Here is an 18874-nt window from a genome sequence, read left to right on the forward strand (position 1 = left end):
GCATTCGGAAGCAAGGGCGTTGCTGAGGTGCATTATCTATTTCAATGTGTGCAGCGGAGATCGAATCTGTGACAGTCGTTAATGGCCGCATCAAACAATCGGTTGCCCACTGGTGCTTTAACGCTTCCAGCGAATCCTGGAGCATTGAAAAGACATGCCAAGTCGCTAAAGAACTGTGCTGCCCAGCGGTCGAACTTGTTGATCAACAGGAATGGCCCGTCGTCAAGCGTCACGGCTTAATCTGTGCGATGACATTGATTGGAATGCCCGGTGATCCATTTGTAAAAGGCTACAACAATCCACGGTATCACAGTGAGTTGATTGCGCGATCGAAGCTTACGATCGAAGCCTGCCACGAGGCTGGGTTTCCCAACATCCTCGCCTTCACTGGTTACAAATGGCGTGATGCAGAAGATCCCACTAGCGGAGAGATTTCGCGGGAAGAAGGTGCTGATAATTGTGTTGCTGGGCTAAAAGCAATTGTCCCTTATGCTGAGCAGCGCGGCATCAATATCTGCATGGAACAGCTCAACACGCGCGATGACAGCCACCCGATGAAAGGGCATCCAGGATACCAAGGCGATGACCTGGACTACGTGGCGTCAATCATTCGTCGCGTGGGATCGCCTCGCATGAAAATGCTATTCGACGTCTTTCATGTGCAGATCATGCATGGTGATATCTTGCGCCGTTTAGACGAGAACCAAGACATTTTAGGACACGTTCATGTCGCAGGAGTTCCCGGTCGCGGGGAACTCAACAACAGTCAGGAGATCAACTACCCAGCGGTCATGCACAAGCTTCTTGAATTGAACTATCAAGGTTACGTAGCACAAGAATTCATTCCCACTGGTAAGCCGCTTGAGGGTCTCCAGGAAGCAGTGACCTTGTGCGACGTGTAGCTTCAGTGAAGTTGCGCGCCGAAGTGTGGATGCGAACCCATGCGCGGGTATTGAATTTCGTTTCGCCTGACAGGAAAGTAAAAATCCAAAAAAATCGTCACGCGCTAGACACCGAGAGTGGGCGCAGCGGTTACAATAGACGTCGCATTGTGCCGGGAGCGGTTCCCGGCTGAACTATCTGGGGAATCCCCGGGTAAGAAACATGAAGTTCATTCACTAGAAGAGTTCGAAGCAATGACTCCTAGCTTATCTGAGCGATCAAGCGGAAAACAATTTCAAGTGGCAATGGTTGGCCTAGGATTTGGGGCCGAATTCTTGCCGATTTATCAGAGCCATCCTAACGCAAGCTTAGCAGCAATCTGTCGGCGCAACGAAGCCGAGTTGAACAGAATTGGCGACGCCTTTGGAATCAATCGCCGGTATACAAAATACGAAGAAGTGCTTTCTGATCCAGAAATTGATTTCGTGCATATCAATAGTCCGATTGGGGACCATGCCTGGATGTCAATCGAAGCGCTCAAGGCAGGGAAGCACGTCATGTGCACGGTCCCTATGGCGACCAGCGTCGAAGACTGCCAACGGATCTGCGAACTGGTCGCTGAAACTGGCCTGAAGTACATGATGGCCGAAACGGTAGTCTACAGCCGCGAGTTCCTGTTCCTAAAAGAGATGTACGAACAGGGCGAGCTGGGAAAGATTCAATACATGCAGGCGTCGCACCCTCAGGACATGGACGGCTGGCCCGACTATTGGGAGCGAATGGTGCCGATGCACTACGCCACCCACGTTGTCAGCCCAGTCCTGGGATTGCTCAACGGACGCGCTGAATACGTTTCATGTCTAGGTTCGGGTGAAGTTCGAGACGACATCCGCGAAAAATCTGGCTGCTCGTTTGCTGTCGAATCGTGTCATCTCAAAATCGCCGAGAGTAACGTGGCAGCTCACCTGTGGCGAACCCTTTACGATACGGCACGTCAGTATCGTGAGAGCTTTGACGTCTATGGAACGAAAAAGAGTTTCGAATGGACCCTGGTGGAAGGTGAAGAGCATGTTCTGCACACGGCTAAAAAGCCCGAGCCGGAGATCGCTGAGCGGATAACGATTCCCGACTATGCCCATTTGCTGCCCGAGTCGATTCGCAAGTTCACCCAATCCATTGAAGACGCCGGTCATCTCTCGTTTATTCAGGGGGGAGGTCATGGCGGCTCCCATCCTCATCTGGTGCACGAATTCCTAAGTGCCCTGCACGAAGATCGCGATCCATGGCCCAATGCAACGACCAGCGCTAACTGGACATGCGTAGGCATCTGTGCCCACGAGTCTGCGCAAAAAGGTGGTGAGATCGTGCAGCTGCCTCAATTCACACTGGTATAATCGTCGCCCAAGTTGATGTTTTTCGAATCCTTCTCTTCGTGGCCGTGCATGAATACTCTTCGAAAGATAGGCAAGCTAGTTCCCTACAGCATCACATCGCTGTTTGTAGTTGGTTTATTGGTGCTTACGACTCGTTGGATCGAAACTCAACCGTTCTCATGCTAACTACGTGCTTGGTAGCGTACTCCTTGAGTTGATGGTTTAAAAGTAAAACAATTCACTTAAAGTACGCTGACTTTTGCAACCTCCAATCAACAACTTTGGGTGATATCTCCCGTATTGATTTACCACATTACAACACAAATCCGAGGGCACATTATGCAGCGGACTATCCTTATTTGTGTATTCACATTTTTCGTCTTTCTCGTCGCGCCATCCGCCCTGGCGGAACAGTTGTATGTTCGGCACGATACCGATCGCGACACGATATCGGTCTTCCAAGTCGGTTTTAATGAACCAATCTTGACCCAAAACGTGCGGCCCGACTTTCGTCCCTACATCCACCCGATCGTAGCGCCGGATCGCCGGGGCCTTCTGACCGAGTACGACCCTGGGAACCACCCGCACCAGACCGGTCTGTATTGGGGCTTTACGAGTGTCAACGGGCGTGATTTTTTTCATCATTACAACGGCGATTACTGGCGTCGTGTTTCCGCGACGATTTTAAAACCCGAGGCAACGAAAAAGGATCCCCGTGTTCAGTGGCAAACCATTTATGACTTGCTTGACGAAGCAGGCGAGGTCGTGATGCGCGAGACGCTAACGTGGACCATGAACGATCCCGGCCGCACCTACGTCCTCGATTTGCAGTGGAGCGGCACGGCGATGCGGGACATCACCATCGGCGAGTTCGACTATGGCGGTCTGTTTCTGCGTATGCCCTGGCGGGACGACATGAACGGGCAAGCCGTCAACAGTCATGGACAAGTCAACGAAGATGGGGCTGAGGGCCAGCGCGCCCCCTGGCTGGATATCGGCATGCAAGTGGAGGGACGCGAGGATCTCGCGCACTTGGCGATATTTGATCACCCGAAAAATGTAGGCTTTCCGCAACCCTGGCGCGTCGATGGTGCGATGGGCGTAGGCCCTGTGCGGGCACGGCTTGGCGATTGGAAGATCCCCAAAGGTGAAACCGCGCAGCTTCAGCATCGGTTGCTCGCTTACACAGGAGAATTTGACAACGTGCGAGTCGCTTCGGCGTGGTCTTCTTATACGCGTGAACGCGGAGTCCTATCCTACTCTCAATGGGACCAAACCGATCTGGATCTCTTTGGCCAGCAAAACGTTGCAGACCTAGAAACGGTCGAGGAGGCCTACCGCGCGAAGTTTCTGACACCTGAGAAAGCCGTCGCCGCGATGACTGTACCCGACGGATTCGCAGTCAATGTGTTCGCATCCGAGCCGATGATCACGCAACCCATGGCGTTCTGTTGGGATGACCGCGGCCGTCTGTGGATCGCCCAGAACCGTGAATACAACGGAATCGAAAACGGCATTGAATTGTCAGGAGAAAGCCAGATTCTGATCCTGGAAGATACCGACCGCGACGGTGTCGCGGATAGCAAGAAAGTCTTTCTTGATGGTGTTGTGTTCCCCTCGGCGATGGCGGTTGGTTTCGACGGACTATGGCTCGGTGCGGTACCGAATTTGCTGTTCGTTCCTGATCGGGATCGGGACGACCGGGCAGATGTCGAGGATATTGAAGTCCGCCTAACGGGCTGGGGCCGCGATGACCTCCACGAAATCTTCAACAGTTTCAATTGGGGACCCGACGGATGGCTCTATGGACTACAGGGCGTTTTCACTCATTCGCGCGTGGGAAAACCGGCAGGAGAAAGCCGCATCTTCCGTCAGAACGCGCCCTACCCGGATGTTATTGAATATGCAGACGAGCCGACAGAAATCAATGCGGGTGTTTGGCGCTATCACCCTATCAAGGACCGCTTCGAAATTGTAGCGCACGGCCTAAGCAATCCCTGGGGCATCGACTATAACGCAAAGGGACAGCTCTTTGCTACCGCGTGTGTGATTCCTCACTTGTGGCACCTCGTCCCTGGCGGTATTTACCATCGCCAATCGGGAAGTCATTTCAATCAGAACGTCTACAGTTCAATTCGCACCATCAGCGACCACCGACACCGCTCCGCCCACGGCGGAGCCCGCGTCTACCTATCCGACGCCTTTCCGGAAGCGTACCAGGGCCGACTATTCATGGGGAACATTCATGACCATGCCGTGTTGACTGATATCCTTGAGCCGCGTGGCTCCGGTTTTGTGGGTAGGCATGGAGACGATTTCCTCAAGGCCAATAACGCTCAATTTGTTGGTTTCAGCACTGAAATTGGGCCAGAAGGGGCTGTCTACATGCTCGATTGGCATGATGCGGAGATTTGCAGCGGTCCCGTTCGGAACAAAGAGACGGGGCGTGTCTATCGTATTCTCCCCAAGGAATCCAACGCGCAAGATTGGGAAGGTCGTTACGATGACATTCGGTCGCTGAGCAACGCCGAACTCGTCGACCTTCAGCTCAGCAAAAGCGAATGGCACGCCCGCCGTGCGCGAGTCGTGCTTCAGCATCGCGCCGCGCAGGGACAGGTCCGAGAAGAGTCGCAGGCAGCGCTGCGTGAAATATTCGAGACGAACACGAACGGCGATCATCGCCTTCGCGCACTATGGGTGCTTCACGTCTCGGGCGGTATCGATGAAGCCGGCCTGTTGGAAGCCCTGCATGACAGAGATGAATACATTCGCGCGTGGGCCATTCAATTGTTGTGTGAAGACAAGACGCCGACAGACGCGGCGCGCACTCAGTTCGCGGCAATGGCGAAGGAGGATGCGTCCCCTGTCGTGCGGCTTTACCTGGCGTCTGCCTTGCAACGCATGCTTCCCGAATATCGTTGGCCGGTCGCAATGAATCTTGTTTTGCATGGGGAAGATGCCGAGGATCACAACATACCGAAGATAATCTGGTTCGGCATGGAGCCGCTTGTCACTGACAATCCGAAACAAGCACTCAAGCTGGCCGACCAGTCGCGCATCCCGATGCTTACCCAATTTATTGGCCGTCGACTCGCGGTGGGAAACCAGCTCACGGAACTCGTAGAAGAAATTGGCCGCAATTCCAAGACTCGGCAGCTACTGCTGCTGGGCATGCGCGACGGTCTCGAGGGGCGATTCGACCTCCAACCACCCGAGAACTGGAGGGCAGTATTCGGCGAGCTGAGCGTCCGCGATGATGATTCCACGCCTATCGCCATGCAACTGTCTCTCAGGTTTGGCGATCTGAATGTGGCACAAGCGCTGCTGGAAACGCTGCAGGATGGCGAGAATAGCCTCGAAGATCGGCAGGCAGCGATTCGGGGTTTAGCCGGACTCGAACATCCCGAACTGAGGTCGGAACTGGTCGCGTTGCTGGATGATGATTTCCTTCGAACCGAGGCCATTCGCGCGATGTCCTCCTTCGACGATGAATCACTCGCTAAAACGCTCCTTGAGCGCTATGCCGACTTTTCTAACAAGGAAAAACTGGAAGTGGTTCACGCCCTGGCATCACGTCCAGGTTCTGGCTGGGCCCTTACGAGAGCCATCGGGCGCGGCGACGTTCCCCGGCGCGATGTCCCTGCCTATGTTGCGCGGCTGTTGCAGCGCGTTGTCGGTAATCGCTTTCTCGACATTTGGGGGCCCGTGGAGGGGTTGTCGTCGGAGACGGAAGCGTCCTTCGTAAGATTACGTACGCTGCTAACAGAGGAAGCCATCGCCCAGGGTGACCTGGCCAAAGGGCGTAAACTGTACACGAAAACGTGTTCGGCGTGCCATCAAATGCATGGAGAAGGCGGCCTGGTTGGACCAGATCTCACAGGCGCGAACCGCACGGACCTCGCATACTTGCTCGGCAATATCCTCACACCGAGTGCCATTATCGGGAAAGACTATTTGATGACGATGGTCCTTACCGACAGCGGGAAAGTTTATGCTGGAGTTGTCATTGGCGAAAATGATCAACAACTCCAGATGCGTACTGCCAGCGTCGCAGAGCCAATTACCATTGCCAAGTCACAGATTTTAGATCGTGAAATCACCAAACTTTCCATGATGCCCGAAGGGCTGCTTAATAACCTGACTGACGCTGAAGTCATCAACTTGTTCGCGTACCTGCGAAATCTTAAGCAGCTGCCAATGCAGGACGCGGCTAATCGTTGATTTCAGCGAACTCCTTGTGCATCTTGCTGTAAATGAAACCGAAACGAAGTTTCATGATGAAGTGGAAGTGCTGATTTCAATCGCCACCGTCCTGTGGGGCTTCACGGGCGCCGCGCGTCGGGGTGAAACGCTTTAAAATGGCATCGAGCTGCCAGACGAATGGCCGCCGAAGTACCCTGAGATAACGTGGGACCCGATACCGGTTCCCTATCTCGATGAGGTGCCTGCGATCATCTCAATCGATGTGGGATGTCAGCTCTTTGTCGATGATTTCCTCGTCGAGGAGTCCACCCTAAGTCGCAAGTTTCACCAGCCCGAGTACCACAAGGAACCGGTGATCACACCGGAGGAAGACACAGCAGGAATGTATGCTGCCCCCTTTAGTGGGGGCGCGTGCTACGACCCAGCCGACAAACTCGTCAAGATGTGCTATACGGTGATCTCGACAGCAAAGAGAGCCTCATCATTCGCGGAGTGACGGGCGCGACAAGTGTTGCCTGGACGCCAGGTGTGGTCGATGCGATATTCGATCTGCTAGGTGATTTTAGTGACGATGGGATTTCGAGTCCCTACGACGGCGACGTCGATGGCGGATACTACTTTATTTGGCAACAGCAAAACGGCTCTATCGGTGGCACCTATTCCGCCGACGCGGACGACGATGGCGACGTCGACGGGGATGACCTCGATATCTGGTCGGACCACTACAACAACACGCTCGACATTTTTGATATTGTTGTCTAACCAAAATGGAAGGTCCTTCGGCAGTACGGACAGAACAGCTGTTTCCGATCCTACCTTCGCAAGTCTCTGAAATCACAGTGGTTCGGTAGGTTTGCTGCTGTAATGGCGTCCCTCCTTATGTCGAGAGCTCCCACTGCAGATCGTTTGCGCCCAATCTAGCGGAGGTTGGTTTCTCCTACGCTGGAAAGTGAACCGTAGAATTTCCTCTCAGCGATGCCCAAGAGACGATGTGCTGCCAACAGAGGGGGTACATTCGCCATCAATTCGATGACATGCTCCTGCTTCCGGAGTCGAGCGCGAAAGCACCTCCCGATTTTTGACGGAGCTGGAATTGCCAACGATCGTCATGCACCTATCGAATGCATTCGAGTTACCTCGCTCAAGCAGTCCAAGCAAGAAACCGCTGCGTGTTCCGCAAGTTTCCCCCTGGCAGAGGTTGTATCACCGACTACACGAAAGCCACTCGCCAATTGAATGAGGGGTACCAGACTTCGTTTGACCAGTGATTCTTCGAATTGAGGGCGGTCGGATAGACTTCGGCGGTCCAGAGCTGCACGAATTGCACGAGGTGATTTTCACCTCAGTAGTTTTTGTAAATCGCGAATCCGCACGGGTGACGCCCTCCTGAGCGTCGAAACGCGACTGGCTAAACTGCACAGAGTACCAGTCCGATGAAAGTTCCGACGTACCGTTAACTTGCTGAGGTTGCACCACCTCTGCAGCTACCAATTAGTTGGAGCCGCTCCAGTAGGCAAATCTTGCCATTCATAGGTCAGTAAGCAAGTTCGGAACTAGAAAGTGTTGGCTCGGCTTGAGATCCCTGGATGCCAACGCCAATCCTACGCCGTGCCAATAAGCGCTGCCAGGATTTGACCTAGTAAGACAGTACCACATAAGATGATTAACAGTAGGCTTGCATCCGGGCCTGGTGGTCGCGTTCGGCGTCGGATGCTTTAGCGTTGAAGGCACTCTTTGTTGTGGAGGGCTCATGGCCGCCGCCGGGTGCCAAAAGCAACCGGTTCGCTGGCTTACGGTAGAGGACATTCGGAAACAACAACGCATGCGTCGTCAGGTCGTAGTCAATGCCATGCTCTCGGGAGAACTCCCCTATGAGCAGCGTGGTCGTATCCGCTACGCCCGAGTATCCGACGTTGAGGCGTGGGAGAAATCGCGACTACATAGTCGCGTTCAAACTCCTGGAACCTTCTTGGTTCATCCGGACCTCGCCGAGTTCACCTAAGTCGGCCTCGCCGAGTCGGGCGGCCCAACCAGGCCGCTCGGCCCGGCTCTTTTCGAAGAGTGAACTAATGCGTCCGTTGCGAATATGCAGGACAGTGATAAAATAGAGCCTACCCAAGCGGGTGTAGCTCAATGGCAGAGCGTTTGGTTCCCAACCAAGATACGAGGGTTCGATTCCCTTCACCCGCTCTCTAAGAGATTAAGTTTTGCCTTTGACCGGAAAGTCTGCATTGCCAGTACGGAGGGCATTACCAATCCATTCTATAACTTCGCGATTCTCGGGCGATATAGGTTTCATGTAGACATCAGCCATGTCTGAACTTGCAGAATGCCCTAGCCAGCGTTTCACTTCGCTAATGGAGCATCCTGGCCGTGCCCCAAATTCGGTTGCCCCAAGATGTCGAAGCGTATAGAAGCCGCCCATTCCTTTGCACGCCTTTCCTTGTCGTTTGAGAAGCTTCGACCACCATTGCGTGACCGAGTCTGCGTGCTCATGCACAATTGCCATTCCTTTCACCGTGCGAAACAGCAATTCGCCTTTAGCTCGCTTCGTCTGCTTTATGTAATCTTGCATTACCTTCCAAACTAAGGGCGGTGTCTCGCCATATCGCTCAACACCCGTCTTACCTCGTCTTAGGTCGTAGCCCTTCTTATCGAACTGGCCAACTCGAATGGCGGCCAGGTCGCGTTGCCCAAATCCGCAGCCAATCGCGGTCCAAACCATCGCTGTCTCGCGTGGACCACATTCTTCTAAAACGAGCTGTAGTTGTTTGAGAGTCGGAAGCTTTCGCTTCTTGGCTGGTTTGCCGTGAAGAACGTCTCGCGAACTCCAATTCCAACCTAGCACCTGCCCACCGTGCTCAGGCCGCCCCGCACGGTCGATAATCGCCTTCATAAATTGCAATCGCTTCGTGACCTGTGACGATGAATAACCGGCCTCAAATATCGCTCGATTGTACGCCTCCACGTCATCCAATCCGAGATGGTCCAGCATCATCCGACCAACGGCTCCTTGCCCATGTCGAATGTTGAGGAATTCAAGTATTTCTTGTGCATAAACCTTTCGCTGGTCGTACACGGCTCTGGTAATACTTCCCTGACGACGGCCTTCTCCACTGCCCCGAACACGCGACTCTTCATAGCGGAGAAGTCCTGACGTAATGTGCAATAGGCTGCCTTCTAGAATCTCAGCCGTAACCCCTTCGGCACTTGGTTTGGCCGTTATCGAATGAAGGTCCAGCTTCTTTCGCCGTTTTGGCTTGACGCCCGGCGTTTGACCGCAAAGATGGGCCGCGACCCACTCGTGGTACGCCTTTTCCGCTTCTTGAAGACTGACCATTCCGAAGCGGTGTTTTCGCGGCGTCCCCGTCACTGGGTCACGAAAGGAGACGTGCCAACCAATGTTGCGACTCTTGGTGTACTTGAGGGTCGGTACGCGTGGCTTGCGTTGGTTGCTGGGCATGGCTAGGGGCCTTACAATACGTGCGTTGAAGCTGCCTTAGTTACACGAATTGTAGTGCAAGGTACCCCGGAAATGTAGTGCAGAGGCCACTGAACTACGGGAAATAGTGGTGTTCAGCATCGGCTTCCCAAGCTTTAGTTCAACCTTGATACGATTGAACGCAATTACTTCTTCTTACGCTTGGCAGTTATAGCGAGGCTAGCCTTCCCGGACTTGAGTGCTTTGCCGACCCATTCTACGACGGGTCGGTCCTCCGGGGACACAGGTTTCATGTAAACGTCTGCCACTTGAGAACTCGCCGAGTGCCCCAGCCATCTTTTCATCTCACCAATTGAACAACCAGGACGTGAACCGAATTCGGTTGCCCCTAGATGGCGAAGTGAGTAAAAACCGCCCATGCTCTTACAATCGACACCTAGTTTGGTTCGCAATCTCGTCCACCAGAGTACAACTGCATCGCAATTGCCATGCACAAGCGGCATTCCTTTCTCCGTAATAAACAGTAATTCCTGCTCGCTTCGCTTTGCTTCGCGAAGATAAGCTTGTATCGCTCGCCAGACCATTGGAGGCGTTTCGCCATATCGCTCGATACCAGTCTTACCACGCCGCAAATCGTAGCTCTTCTTGTCGAACTGATTCACTCGCACTTGGGCGAGGTCACGCTGCCCAAACCCACAGCCAATGGCCATCCACACCATGGCAGTTCGTTGTGCGTCGCAATGTTGCAGCACCAGTTTGAGTTGGGTAAGTGTGGGAAGTTTTCGTGACTCAGCGGGCTTCCCATGGCTCACATCGCGTGACCCCCAGTTCCAGCTGAGCAACTGGCCCCCATGCTCCGGACGACCGGCTCGGTCGATGATTGCTTTCAGGAGCCGCATTCGCTTATTGACTTGGGAAGAGGAGTAGTCGGCAGTCACTAGCAATCGGTTGTAGGCCTCCACGTCTTGCATGGTGAGTTCTGACAAATTCATTCGACCAACCGCTCCTTGGCCGTAGCGTGAATTCAGGAACTGTAGAAACTCCTGAGCAAATTGTTTCCTCGATTCGAACGTCTTGCGTGTAATGGTCCCTCTTCGGCGAACTTTATCATCAGCCCCAACGCGTGACTCTTCGTAGCTAAGAAATCCAGAAGTGACATGTAGAAGGCTTCCGACTATGATGTCTGTGGCAATTCCGGTTGGCTTCGGTTTGGGAGTGGCTATCTGTTCGACCAGTTTTCTCCGGCTCCGCTTTGGTTTGGATGTAGGAGTCTCGCCACGCAAGTGGGCGGCTACCCATTCATGGTAAGCTGCCTCCGCCTCGGCTCGGCTCGTAGCTGCGAAACGATGTTTCCTGGGAGTGCCAGTTTTCGGGTCACGAAAGGAGACATGCCAACCGATATCCCGGTTTGCCGTGTATTTGAGCTGTGGAATCCGTTTCTTGCGGCTATTGTCAGGCATCGATACAATAAGGCGTTCGGAGCTTAGAATTGAAGAATCTGGACGACGAGCCCTTACGGAGTACGTCAACGCAAGAGCAATTGTAGTGCATGATTTTCAAGAAATGTAGTGCAAGGCTCCAAAAAACCCTTAGTCCCCGTAGCTCAACTGGATAGAGTGTCGGCCTCCGAAGCCGAAGGTTGCTGGTTCGAATCCAGCCGGGGATACTTAACATATGGTCGGCATACGTTCTTAACCACGCACTGGCTGGAGGGAGGACGTTGGCGGAGGTGGGAATGCCGCCGGGAACTCAAATGTGAGGATTACCAGCATCTACCCGCACGTGGCGGTTGAGGAGGAGGCGCTGTGGAGTCTGATTGGGTGAACTCAAATGACGCCACAAATTTCAGAAAGAATATCGGTTTGTGGAAAAGGATGTCCACGGTGTTGCACGAAGGCTTCAGCGAATTCCGTTCCCACTTGGTGACCACGCATTGCGCTAAGACGCTTCATTGACTCGATGTACTCATCCATTCCATGGTGCTCATGGAGCCATTCGCGTTGTGAGGCATGACATGCAAGCATCTCGCTCTTGCGATCGATCACTCGGGTGATATCAACGTGTACGGTAGGACACACAATTTCACCTGAGTAGGGATCACATCCCTCGATGGGATCACAGTAATAGAGCCAAGGGATCTTGGACCCAGGGACTAATGGCAACTTCGAGGCATTAGGAATCGAATAAGCAAACGCTGCACTCCGCGCCAACAGATGTACTTGCTCATGATCTAGCATGTAGTCTAATCGAGGATGGGTGATGACCATCGACGGCGCAATACTGCGAAACAAGTCGATCACTTTACGATTGGCCGTTTTGTCGAAAATCACGTTTACATCGTGCTCTTCCAGACAGTGATAAGTGCCGCCAAGCAACCGAGCGCTATTCGCTGCCTCACCTCTGCGAACTTCTGCAATCTGGCCCGCGGACAGAGTAGTCGAGCCGCAATCACCGGGTGTTGCCGTTGCAATGTGAATTTCCCAGTCGTGCTCCACCAAGCGTAATAGAGTGCCCGCACATAGAAACTCTGCGTCGTCAGGGTGGGCTAGAAAGGCCAAGGCTACTTTTCGAAAGTGAAGACCTTCGTGCATCAGGTATTATTCCATTTTGGAGATAGAATCAGCAAGAAAAATGCATCCATCGGCTCTAGTTGCACAAATACACATTAAGACCGGGCGGAATAACCAGATGCCGAGATCCCAAAGAATACTTTTTCTGAGTCATTTGGACACAGCAACTAGTTCGGTCAAGAAAACAAGTATCCTTATTGAGATTCAAAAATACTTACTTAGATTGTTGAGATTTTGGGGAAGATCGAAAGAGAGATCTTCCGGTTGACCTGTGTCATGTTGATTCGCAGAAAAGAGGGCACTTTTCTTCATCAATCTCTTTTCTGACTTATCTGTTAGCTAAAATCATGACTGTTTGAGATTTGCTAAATTGTTTCAGGTCAGAATCTCATGCACAGGGCGCTGTTCTTCTACGCCGGTAAGTCGCATGTCGAGCCCCTGGAATCGATAAGTTAGCCGACGATGATCGATCCCCAGGCAATGGAGAATCGTCGCATTCAGATCGTGAATGTGTACCGGACGGTCAGCAACATTGTAGCTGAAGTCGTCAGTTTCGCCGTATACAATACCAGGTTTGACGCCCCCTCCGGCCAACCATACGGTAAAGCACCGCGGATGGTGATCGCGTCCATAGTTTTCATGTGTTAATTCTCCCTGACAGTAGATTGTTCGGCCAAATTCCCCGCCCCAAATTACAAGTGTATCATCGAGCATGCCGCGCTGCTTGAGATCTTGGATCAGTGCCCAACATGGCTGGTCAATGTCTCGGCATTGGTTCGGTAAATCGACTGCAATGTTTTTATGCTGATCCCAACCACGATGGAAAATTTGTACGAAACGCACGTCACGTTCCGCCATTCGCCGGGCCATAAGACAACTTGCGGCAAACGTACCTGGCTTCATGACGTCAGGACCGTACATGTCCAGGATATGCTGCGGTTCCTTGCTCAGGTCCACCAAGTCGGGTACCGAACTCTGCATCCTGAATGCCATTTCATACTGAGTAATTCTGGCGGCGGTCTCCGGGTCTCCATAGTCACCAAGCGTTTGATGGTTTAATCGACCTAACGAGTCGAGCATTCGCCTTCGAGTAGAAGAATCTATGCCAGGCGGGTTAGAGAGGAACAGGACAGGATCGCCTTGGCTACGCAGAGCGACACCTTGATGTTTGCTAGCCAAAAAGCCAGAACCCCACAGACGATTGTAAAGAGCTTGTGCCTCAACTGGTCCAGTCCATGAGGAAGTCATCACGACAAAGGAGGGCAGGTTTTCATTGAGCGAACCGAGGCCGTAGCTTAACCATGCTCCAAGACTGGCACGACCAGGCAATTGGTTCCCCGTACAGATGTAAGTGATAGCTGGATCGTGATTGATCGCTTCGGTATAGACAGATTTGACGATAGCTATGTCATCGACCAATCGGCCATGGAATGGCAATAGTTCACTCACCCATGCACCGTGCTGCCCGTATTGCTGAAACCTAAACTTCGAGGGAGCGATCGGAAATCGGGTCTGTTCGCTGGTCATGGTGGTCAGCCGTTGGCCTTGGCGGACCGACTCGGGTAAGTCTCTGTCATACCACCGGTGCATTGCAGGCTTGTAATCAAGCATGTCCATTTGCGATGGGGCACCTGCCATAAACAAATAAATAGCCCGTTTGGCTTTCGGGGCAAAATGTGGCAATCCTGGCAATCCGATAGTTGGCGATGCGTTAGCAGAGCTGGGTGAGGCGACTGAAGGAAGGAGGGAACAAAGTGCGGCAGAACCTAGACCCATAGCACCCTGTTTGAAGAAATGTCGACGGGTCGTTCCCAACAAGTATTCGCGAATTGGTTCCATAAACTTTCCTTCCAAGAAACAATCAATTCTTGTTCACTACCTCGTCCAGATTCAGCACAAGATTGGCAACTACTGTCCAAGCAGCAAGCTGCGGCGTATCAAACTCTTTGCGATTGGACTTCCCAAAACGTACAGCCAGCAGCTTCTGAGCAGCCTCATCATTTTGCTCGTATTCTTCCAATTGCTCATCGAATAATTCTACGAGTTCGGCCACGGTCGCTTCGGAAGGTACGCGCGCCGTACAAAGACGGTAAATAAAAGCTGCTCGCTCAGCAGGAGTAAGCCTATGTGCGGATAGGGCACGGGTAGCCAATGCTTGTGCTGCAGAAACGTACTGAGGATCATTCATTAGCAACAATGCCTGCAGGGGAGTGTTGGTACGCTCGCGCCGAACACAAGTCGACTCACGCGAGGGGGCATCGAACGTGCTCATCTCGGGAGGAGGAGAAGTTCGTTTTAAGAAAACATACAAAGAGCGGCGATTGATCTTGTCCGGTTCCTGGTCAGGCACAAATTCAACGGTATTAGAGCTTGAGAACCCCACTGCTTTCCAAAGTCCAATTGGCTGAGGGGGTTTAACACTTGGACCTCCCAAGTCCATCACCAAGTCACCACCCAAGAACAAGGCTTGATCTCTCAATGTCTCGGCGTCAAGACGAAAACGAGGCCCACGGGCCAGAAATCGATTCTTGGGATCCTTCAGCGCAAGTGTAGGTGAAACATAGGAACTCTGGCGATAAGTTGCTGAGAGCACAAGCTGCTTCATTAACCTTTTGATGTCCCAGCCACTTTCACGGAATTCTACTGCTAGCCAATCCAGCAACTCTGGGTGAGAAGGAACTGTTCCCTGATTTCCAAAATCTTCACTCGTCTCTACCAGTCCAATGCCAAATAGTTGCTGCCAGAATCGATTCACTACAACTCGGCTAGTGAGTGGATTTTCAGGAGACACTAACCATCGCGCAAGCCCCAAACGATTTCGTGGGAATTCAGCCGACATGGGTGGGAGTGCTGAAGGTGTTGAACGCTGGACTTGTTCTCTAGGCTTATCGTATTCGCCACGGATCAAAACAAAAGCTTCACGGGGATTCTTGCTCTCTCGATAAATGAGAGTAGTAGGCACCGACTGTGTTACTTTGCGTAATTGATCTTGCAACTGTTCGAGTTTTTTCGAGCAGGAAATGAACTCGTCGTCGTGGTGCATTAAATAGAAATGCTGAAGGATATGACGTTGAGCTTCGTTCAAGCTCTCGGGAGGATCGGCAAGAAAAGAGAGTTCACTCTCCAAGAAAACTGCACGGACTTCTGATTCTGATAGTCGCTTGCCGTACACGCGCACATCGTCAATCGTCCCATCGAGAAAGTGAGAATCTGCATCGCGGCGACCCAGCAACAAGGGTTCCGAGTTACGGATTCCTCCCTTAAACTTCAAAGCATCGGACCAAACGTCGACTTGCTGGGGTTTCCCGTCAACATAAATCACTACGCCGCTTGCCAACTTCGAGCCGTCATATGTCACAAACACATGATGCCACTCATTAGGTGTAATCAAAGGTTCCTTCACAACAACTTTCACAATATAGCCCGGTCGGCGGCGACTGATGATCGCCTTGACCTGGCCCTCTTGTATCGAGAGCTCGTAGCCTTTATGAAGTTGTGCTGGATCAGTCTTAGCCATGACGACGCTGTTTCGTCCGTTAGCGGTTTTAACCCACGCTCCGTAGCTAAACGAGTCATCATCGTCAAAGCTGGCCACATTTCCTAAATCTGCGACTGCACCTTCAGGGAATTGTATTCCGCTGCCCGTGCGTCCCGCGACTCGATTGGCACCGATCAACTTGCCTTGTCGGGCTGGATCGGCTTGGTTCATGATCTGATCGCCGGATTCATCGTCAAAAGTACAATGGACGACCAACTGGTCGTCAATGTGAAGCTCTGATTTGGCGATTAATGAATCATGCTCCCCTAGCCGCTCAATCCAACGGAGAAAACCAAGATCGCTCGACTTTCCTCGTGCGTCCCGTTCCTCAGTCAATTGTGTAATCTGGTCACGTAGGGAAGCGAGAGTGGAAGCCTGGTCCTCGCTAGGTACACTAATCACTGGTGCAGGGTCTTTGATGTTTCCGTCTAAAGCAGGTCCATCAAGACTATTGAAGAAAGCAGAGAACTCGTAGAATTCTTGCTGCGTGACAGGATCGAACTTATGGTCATGACAAACTGCACAGCCCATAGTCAATCCAAGAAAAACTGTGGCCGTGTTACTAGTTCGATCGACAACATTCCGGACATGCACCTCTTCTTCAATCGAACCACCTTCGTTGGTAGTAACATGGGCACGACAGAAGCCCGTGGCAACGAGTTGATCTAGTTTCGGATCCGGCAGCAAATCACCCGCCAATTGCTCGATAACAAACTGGTCGTACGGAAGGTTTGAATTGAATGCATTAACTACCCAATCGCGAAACGGCCACATCTCGCGATAATTATCCAAATGCAACCCGTGCGTATCGCCATAACGGGCCGCATCGAGCCAAAAGCGCGCCATGTGAACTCCGAATTGCGGCGACTGGAGCAGCCGATCGACAACTCGCTCATAGGCCTGGGGAGTTTCGTCTGCTAAGAATGCTTCGACTTCAGCAAGCGTAGGGGGCAATCCCGATAAATCGAGAGTGACCCGTCGAATAATCACTTCTCTTGGAGCCGCAGGGGAAGGCTTCAAGCCTTTTTGGTCGAGAACTGCCTGCACAAAAAAATCGATCGCATTGCGAGGCCAAGTGGAGCTACTCACGCTGGGTAACTCTGGACGCTTTGGAGTTACAAAGGCCCAGTGTTGCTCCCATTTAGCACCTTGCTCAATCCAGCGACGAATTAGCGAAACTTGTTCATTAGTGAGTGACTTCCCTGTTTCTGGCGGTGGCATAACTTCGCCAGGATCTTCACACGAAATCCTACGCAGCAATTCGCTTTGCTCGGGATTTCCTGCAACGACCACTTTTTCGTCAGGGCCATCTGCTGAGATTGCCTGATCCAGGAGATCAAGCCGTAACTCCGATTCTCGGCTGGCTTCATCAGGGCCATGGCATGCGTAGCAAGCGTCAGAGAGGATCGGGCGGATGTCTTGAAGATAATCGACTAGAACGTCTGTCTCGTTTACACCAGCTGTTAACTTCGTAGAAGGTGATGTAGACTCTTCCGCCGACTTCACTGAACCTGTGTGAAAGAACCCCCCAAGCATCAGGCAACAAGCGATCCAAACTCCTCTTATGAAATTCATAGGTGGCAATCCTGGCTCAAGGGCAAATTCTTTAAGCATTTTACTCGCCAAAAATGCTTATGGCAACATAGCCGCAGATGCACAGGCCTTACGTCAGTAGGTGATTCGGCTTGAACTTTCTGATATAGATTATGGAATTGTAGTGTGTTCGAAAGCTGGTCTGTCATGCCATAATGACCAGTCGTCAGCACATTTCTTCCTTCGTTTAAGCAATTTCTTCTTGTGGATATCCTGACATGAAACTAAGCCTATTCTCTGTAAGCTATGCGGGCTACTGGGGACAAGACCGACTCAATGTGACTGATTTTATCGCTAAAGCCGCCAAGCTTGGGTTTGAATCTGTCATGCTCGCTGGAAAACGTCCTCATCTTTCTCCCTTGGATGCGAACGAAGAGTATGTCGCCGCGATTAGTTCTGCATTGTCGGCGAACAATATCTCTTGCGAAGTGATCGCCGGCTACACGGACCTCTCTCCCTTGGCAGCTTCTGAAGTACCCTACCTGGAAATGCAAATTGACTACATTACTAATTTGGCAAGAATGGCTAATCGATTGGGAGCAGGTTACGTACGAATCTTCACTGCTTATGAATCCTCATTTCAAGGTCCACAACAGGTTTGGCAATCTGTAGTTTCCTCAATACGTGAAATGTGCGATAGGGCAGCAGAGTATGATGTTACACTGGCAGTTCAGAATCATCACGATGTGGGAGTACATAGCGACGTTCTGCTTGAGGTGCTCCACGATATCGATCGTCCCAACTGTAAATTGGGATACGATGCCTGGTCACCTGCTTTGCGCGGAGAGGATCTCTATGACTGCGCAAAAAAGATGGCTCACCATACAGTGATAACAACAAATGCAGATTACGTTCGGTTACCTCGGTATCACTACCGTCCCGAACTTATAAATTACGAGCGTGCCCATCCCGATCTTGTGCGGGCAGTACAGTTTGGAACAGGTTTTATCGACTACTCCGCCTTCTTCCGTGGTCTGCAGGAAGGGGGATTCTCCGGCATCGCCAACTACGAAATGTGCTCTCCTATTCGGGGTGGAGGCAAAATAGAAAACCTGGATTCCTACGCTGCACACTACATTAATTGGATGCGAGAAAACCATCGGAGTCCAAATTAGCAATGAGAACGCCTCTCGAATAGTATCGAGATACTTTGGAACGCTCGATAATTACACAAAGGTCCGGCAATTGTTCAGTTTATCCTCAAAAGGTGTTGCTCTATGGGAGCGAACCATTTTCTGCGTTTTGGCGTTTAGTAGCTCAGCCTGTTTTGCAA

Annotated in this window: 11 protein-coding genes and 2 tRNA genes; 8 read left to right on the forward strand and 5 right to left on the reverse strand. The window is 52.0% G+C overall.

Features of this window, described 5'->3' with window-relative positions; all coding sequences use genetic code 11:
* Positions 1–68: 68 nt before the first annotated feature.
* The 6 genes from Pr1d_RS22555 to Pr1d_RS22580 all read left to right on the forward strand — a co-directional run bounded on the left by Pr1d_RS22555 (position 69) and on the right by Pr1d_RS22580 (position 8648).
* Positions 69–902, forward strand: coding sequence for a TIM barrel protein (locus tag Pr1d_RS22555; protein ID WP_210417806.1), 834 nt, complete (start codon positions 69–71; stop codon positions 900–902).
* Positions 903–1136: 234 nt separating this feature from the next.
* A complete protein-coding gene (locus tag Pr1d_RS22560; RefSeq protein ID WP_238476567.1) occupies positions 1137–2276 on the forward strand; it encodes a Gfo/Idh/MocA family protein in 1140 nt (379 codons plus the stop codon).
* Positions 2277–2594: 318 nt separating this feature from the next.
* The gene (locus Pr1d_RS22565; protein ID WP_148075649.1) at positions 2595–6476 is read left to right on the forward strand and encodes a PVC-type heme-binding CxxCH protein; all 3882 of its coding nucleotides are present in this window, start codon (positions 2595–2597) and stop codon (positions 6474–6476) included.
* Between the two features lie 393 nt (positions 6477–6869).
* Positions 6870–7220: a hypothetical protein gene (locus Pr1d_RS22570; protein ID WP_148075650.1), complete on the forward strand. Its 351-nt coding sequence runs from the start codon at positions 6870–6872 to the stop codon at positions 7218–7220.
* Positions 7221–8208: 988 nt separating this feature from the next.
* Positions 8209–8460, forward strand: a complete 252-nt coding sequence (locus Pr1d_RS22575; RefSeq protein ID WP_148075651.1) for a helix-turn-helix domain-containing protein — start codon at positions 8209–8211, stop codon at positions 8458–8460.
* A gap of 117 nt (positions 8461–8577) precedes the next feature.
* Positions 8578–8648, forward strand: a tRNA-Gly gene (locus tag Pr1d_RS22580).
* Between the two features lie 10 nt (positions 8649–8658).
* Here Pr1d_RS22580 and Pr1d_RS22585 read toward each other — a convergent pair.
* Together Pr1d_RS22585 and Pr1d_RS22590 are read right to left on the reverse strand one after the other, a co-directional pair.
* Positions 8659–9921, reverse strand: a complete 1263-nt coding sequence (locus Pr1d_RS22585) for a tyrosine-type recombinase/integrase (protein ID WP_148075652.1) — start codon at positions 9919–9921, stop codon at positions 8659–8661.
* A gap of 164 nt (positions 9922–10085) precedes the next feature.
* Positions 10086–11360: a tyrosine-type recombinase/integrase gene (locus Pr1d_RS22590; RefSeq protein ID WP_148075653.1), complete on the reverse strand. Its 1275-nt coding sequence runs from the start codon at positions 11358–11360 to the stop codon at positions 10086–10088.
* Positions 11361–11492: 132 nt separating this feature from the next.
* Between Pr1d_RS22590 and Pr1d_RS22595 the strand changes: the two genes are divergently transcribed.
* A tRNA-Arg gene (locus Pr1d_RS22595) sits at positions 11493–11566 on the forward strand.
* Between the two features lie 160 nt (positions 11567–11726).
* Here Pr1d_RS22595 and Pr1d_RS22600 read toward each other — a convergent pair.
* The 3 genes from Pr1d_RS22600 to Pr1d_RS22610 form a co-directional block, all read right to left on the reverse strand.
* Positions 11727–12491, reverse strand: coding sequence for a PIG-L deacetylase family protein (locus Pr1d_RS22600; protein WP_148075654.1), 765 nt, complete (start codon positions 12489–12491; stop codon positions 11727–11729).
* 354 nt (positions 12492–12845) lie between these two features.
* Positions 12846–14309: a DUF1501 domain-containing protein gene (locus tag Pr1d_RS22605; RefSeq protein WP_148075655.1), complete on the reverse strand. Its 1464-nt coding sequence runs from the start codon at positions 14307–14309 to the stop codon at positions 12846–12848.
* A gap of 22 nt (positions 14310–14331) precedes the next feature.
* Positions 14332–17583, reverse strand: coding sequence for a DUF1553 domain-containing protein (locus Pr1d_RS22610; protein ID WP_168205433.1), 3252 nt, complete (start codon positions 17581–17583; stop codon positions 14332–14334).
* 236 nt (positions 17584–17819) lie between these two features.
* On the opposite strand from Pr1d_RS22610, the gene Pr1d_RS22615 reads away from it, so the two are divergent.
* Positions 17820–18716 (forward strand): sugar phosphate isomerase/epimerase family protein, encoded by an 897-nt coding sequence (locus Pr1d_RS22615; protein WP_148075657.1) that lies wholly within the window; start codon positions 17820–17822, stop codon positions 18714–18716.
* The last annotated feature ends 158 nt before the right edge of the window (positions 18717–18874 follow it).

It is taken from the genome of Bythopirellula goksoeyrii (genome assembly GCF_008065115.1).
Taxonomy (GTDB): Bacteria; Planctomycetota; Planctomycetia; order Pirellulales; family Lacipirellulaceae; genus Bythopirellula; species Bythopirellula goksoeyrii.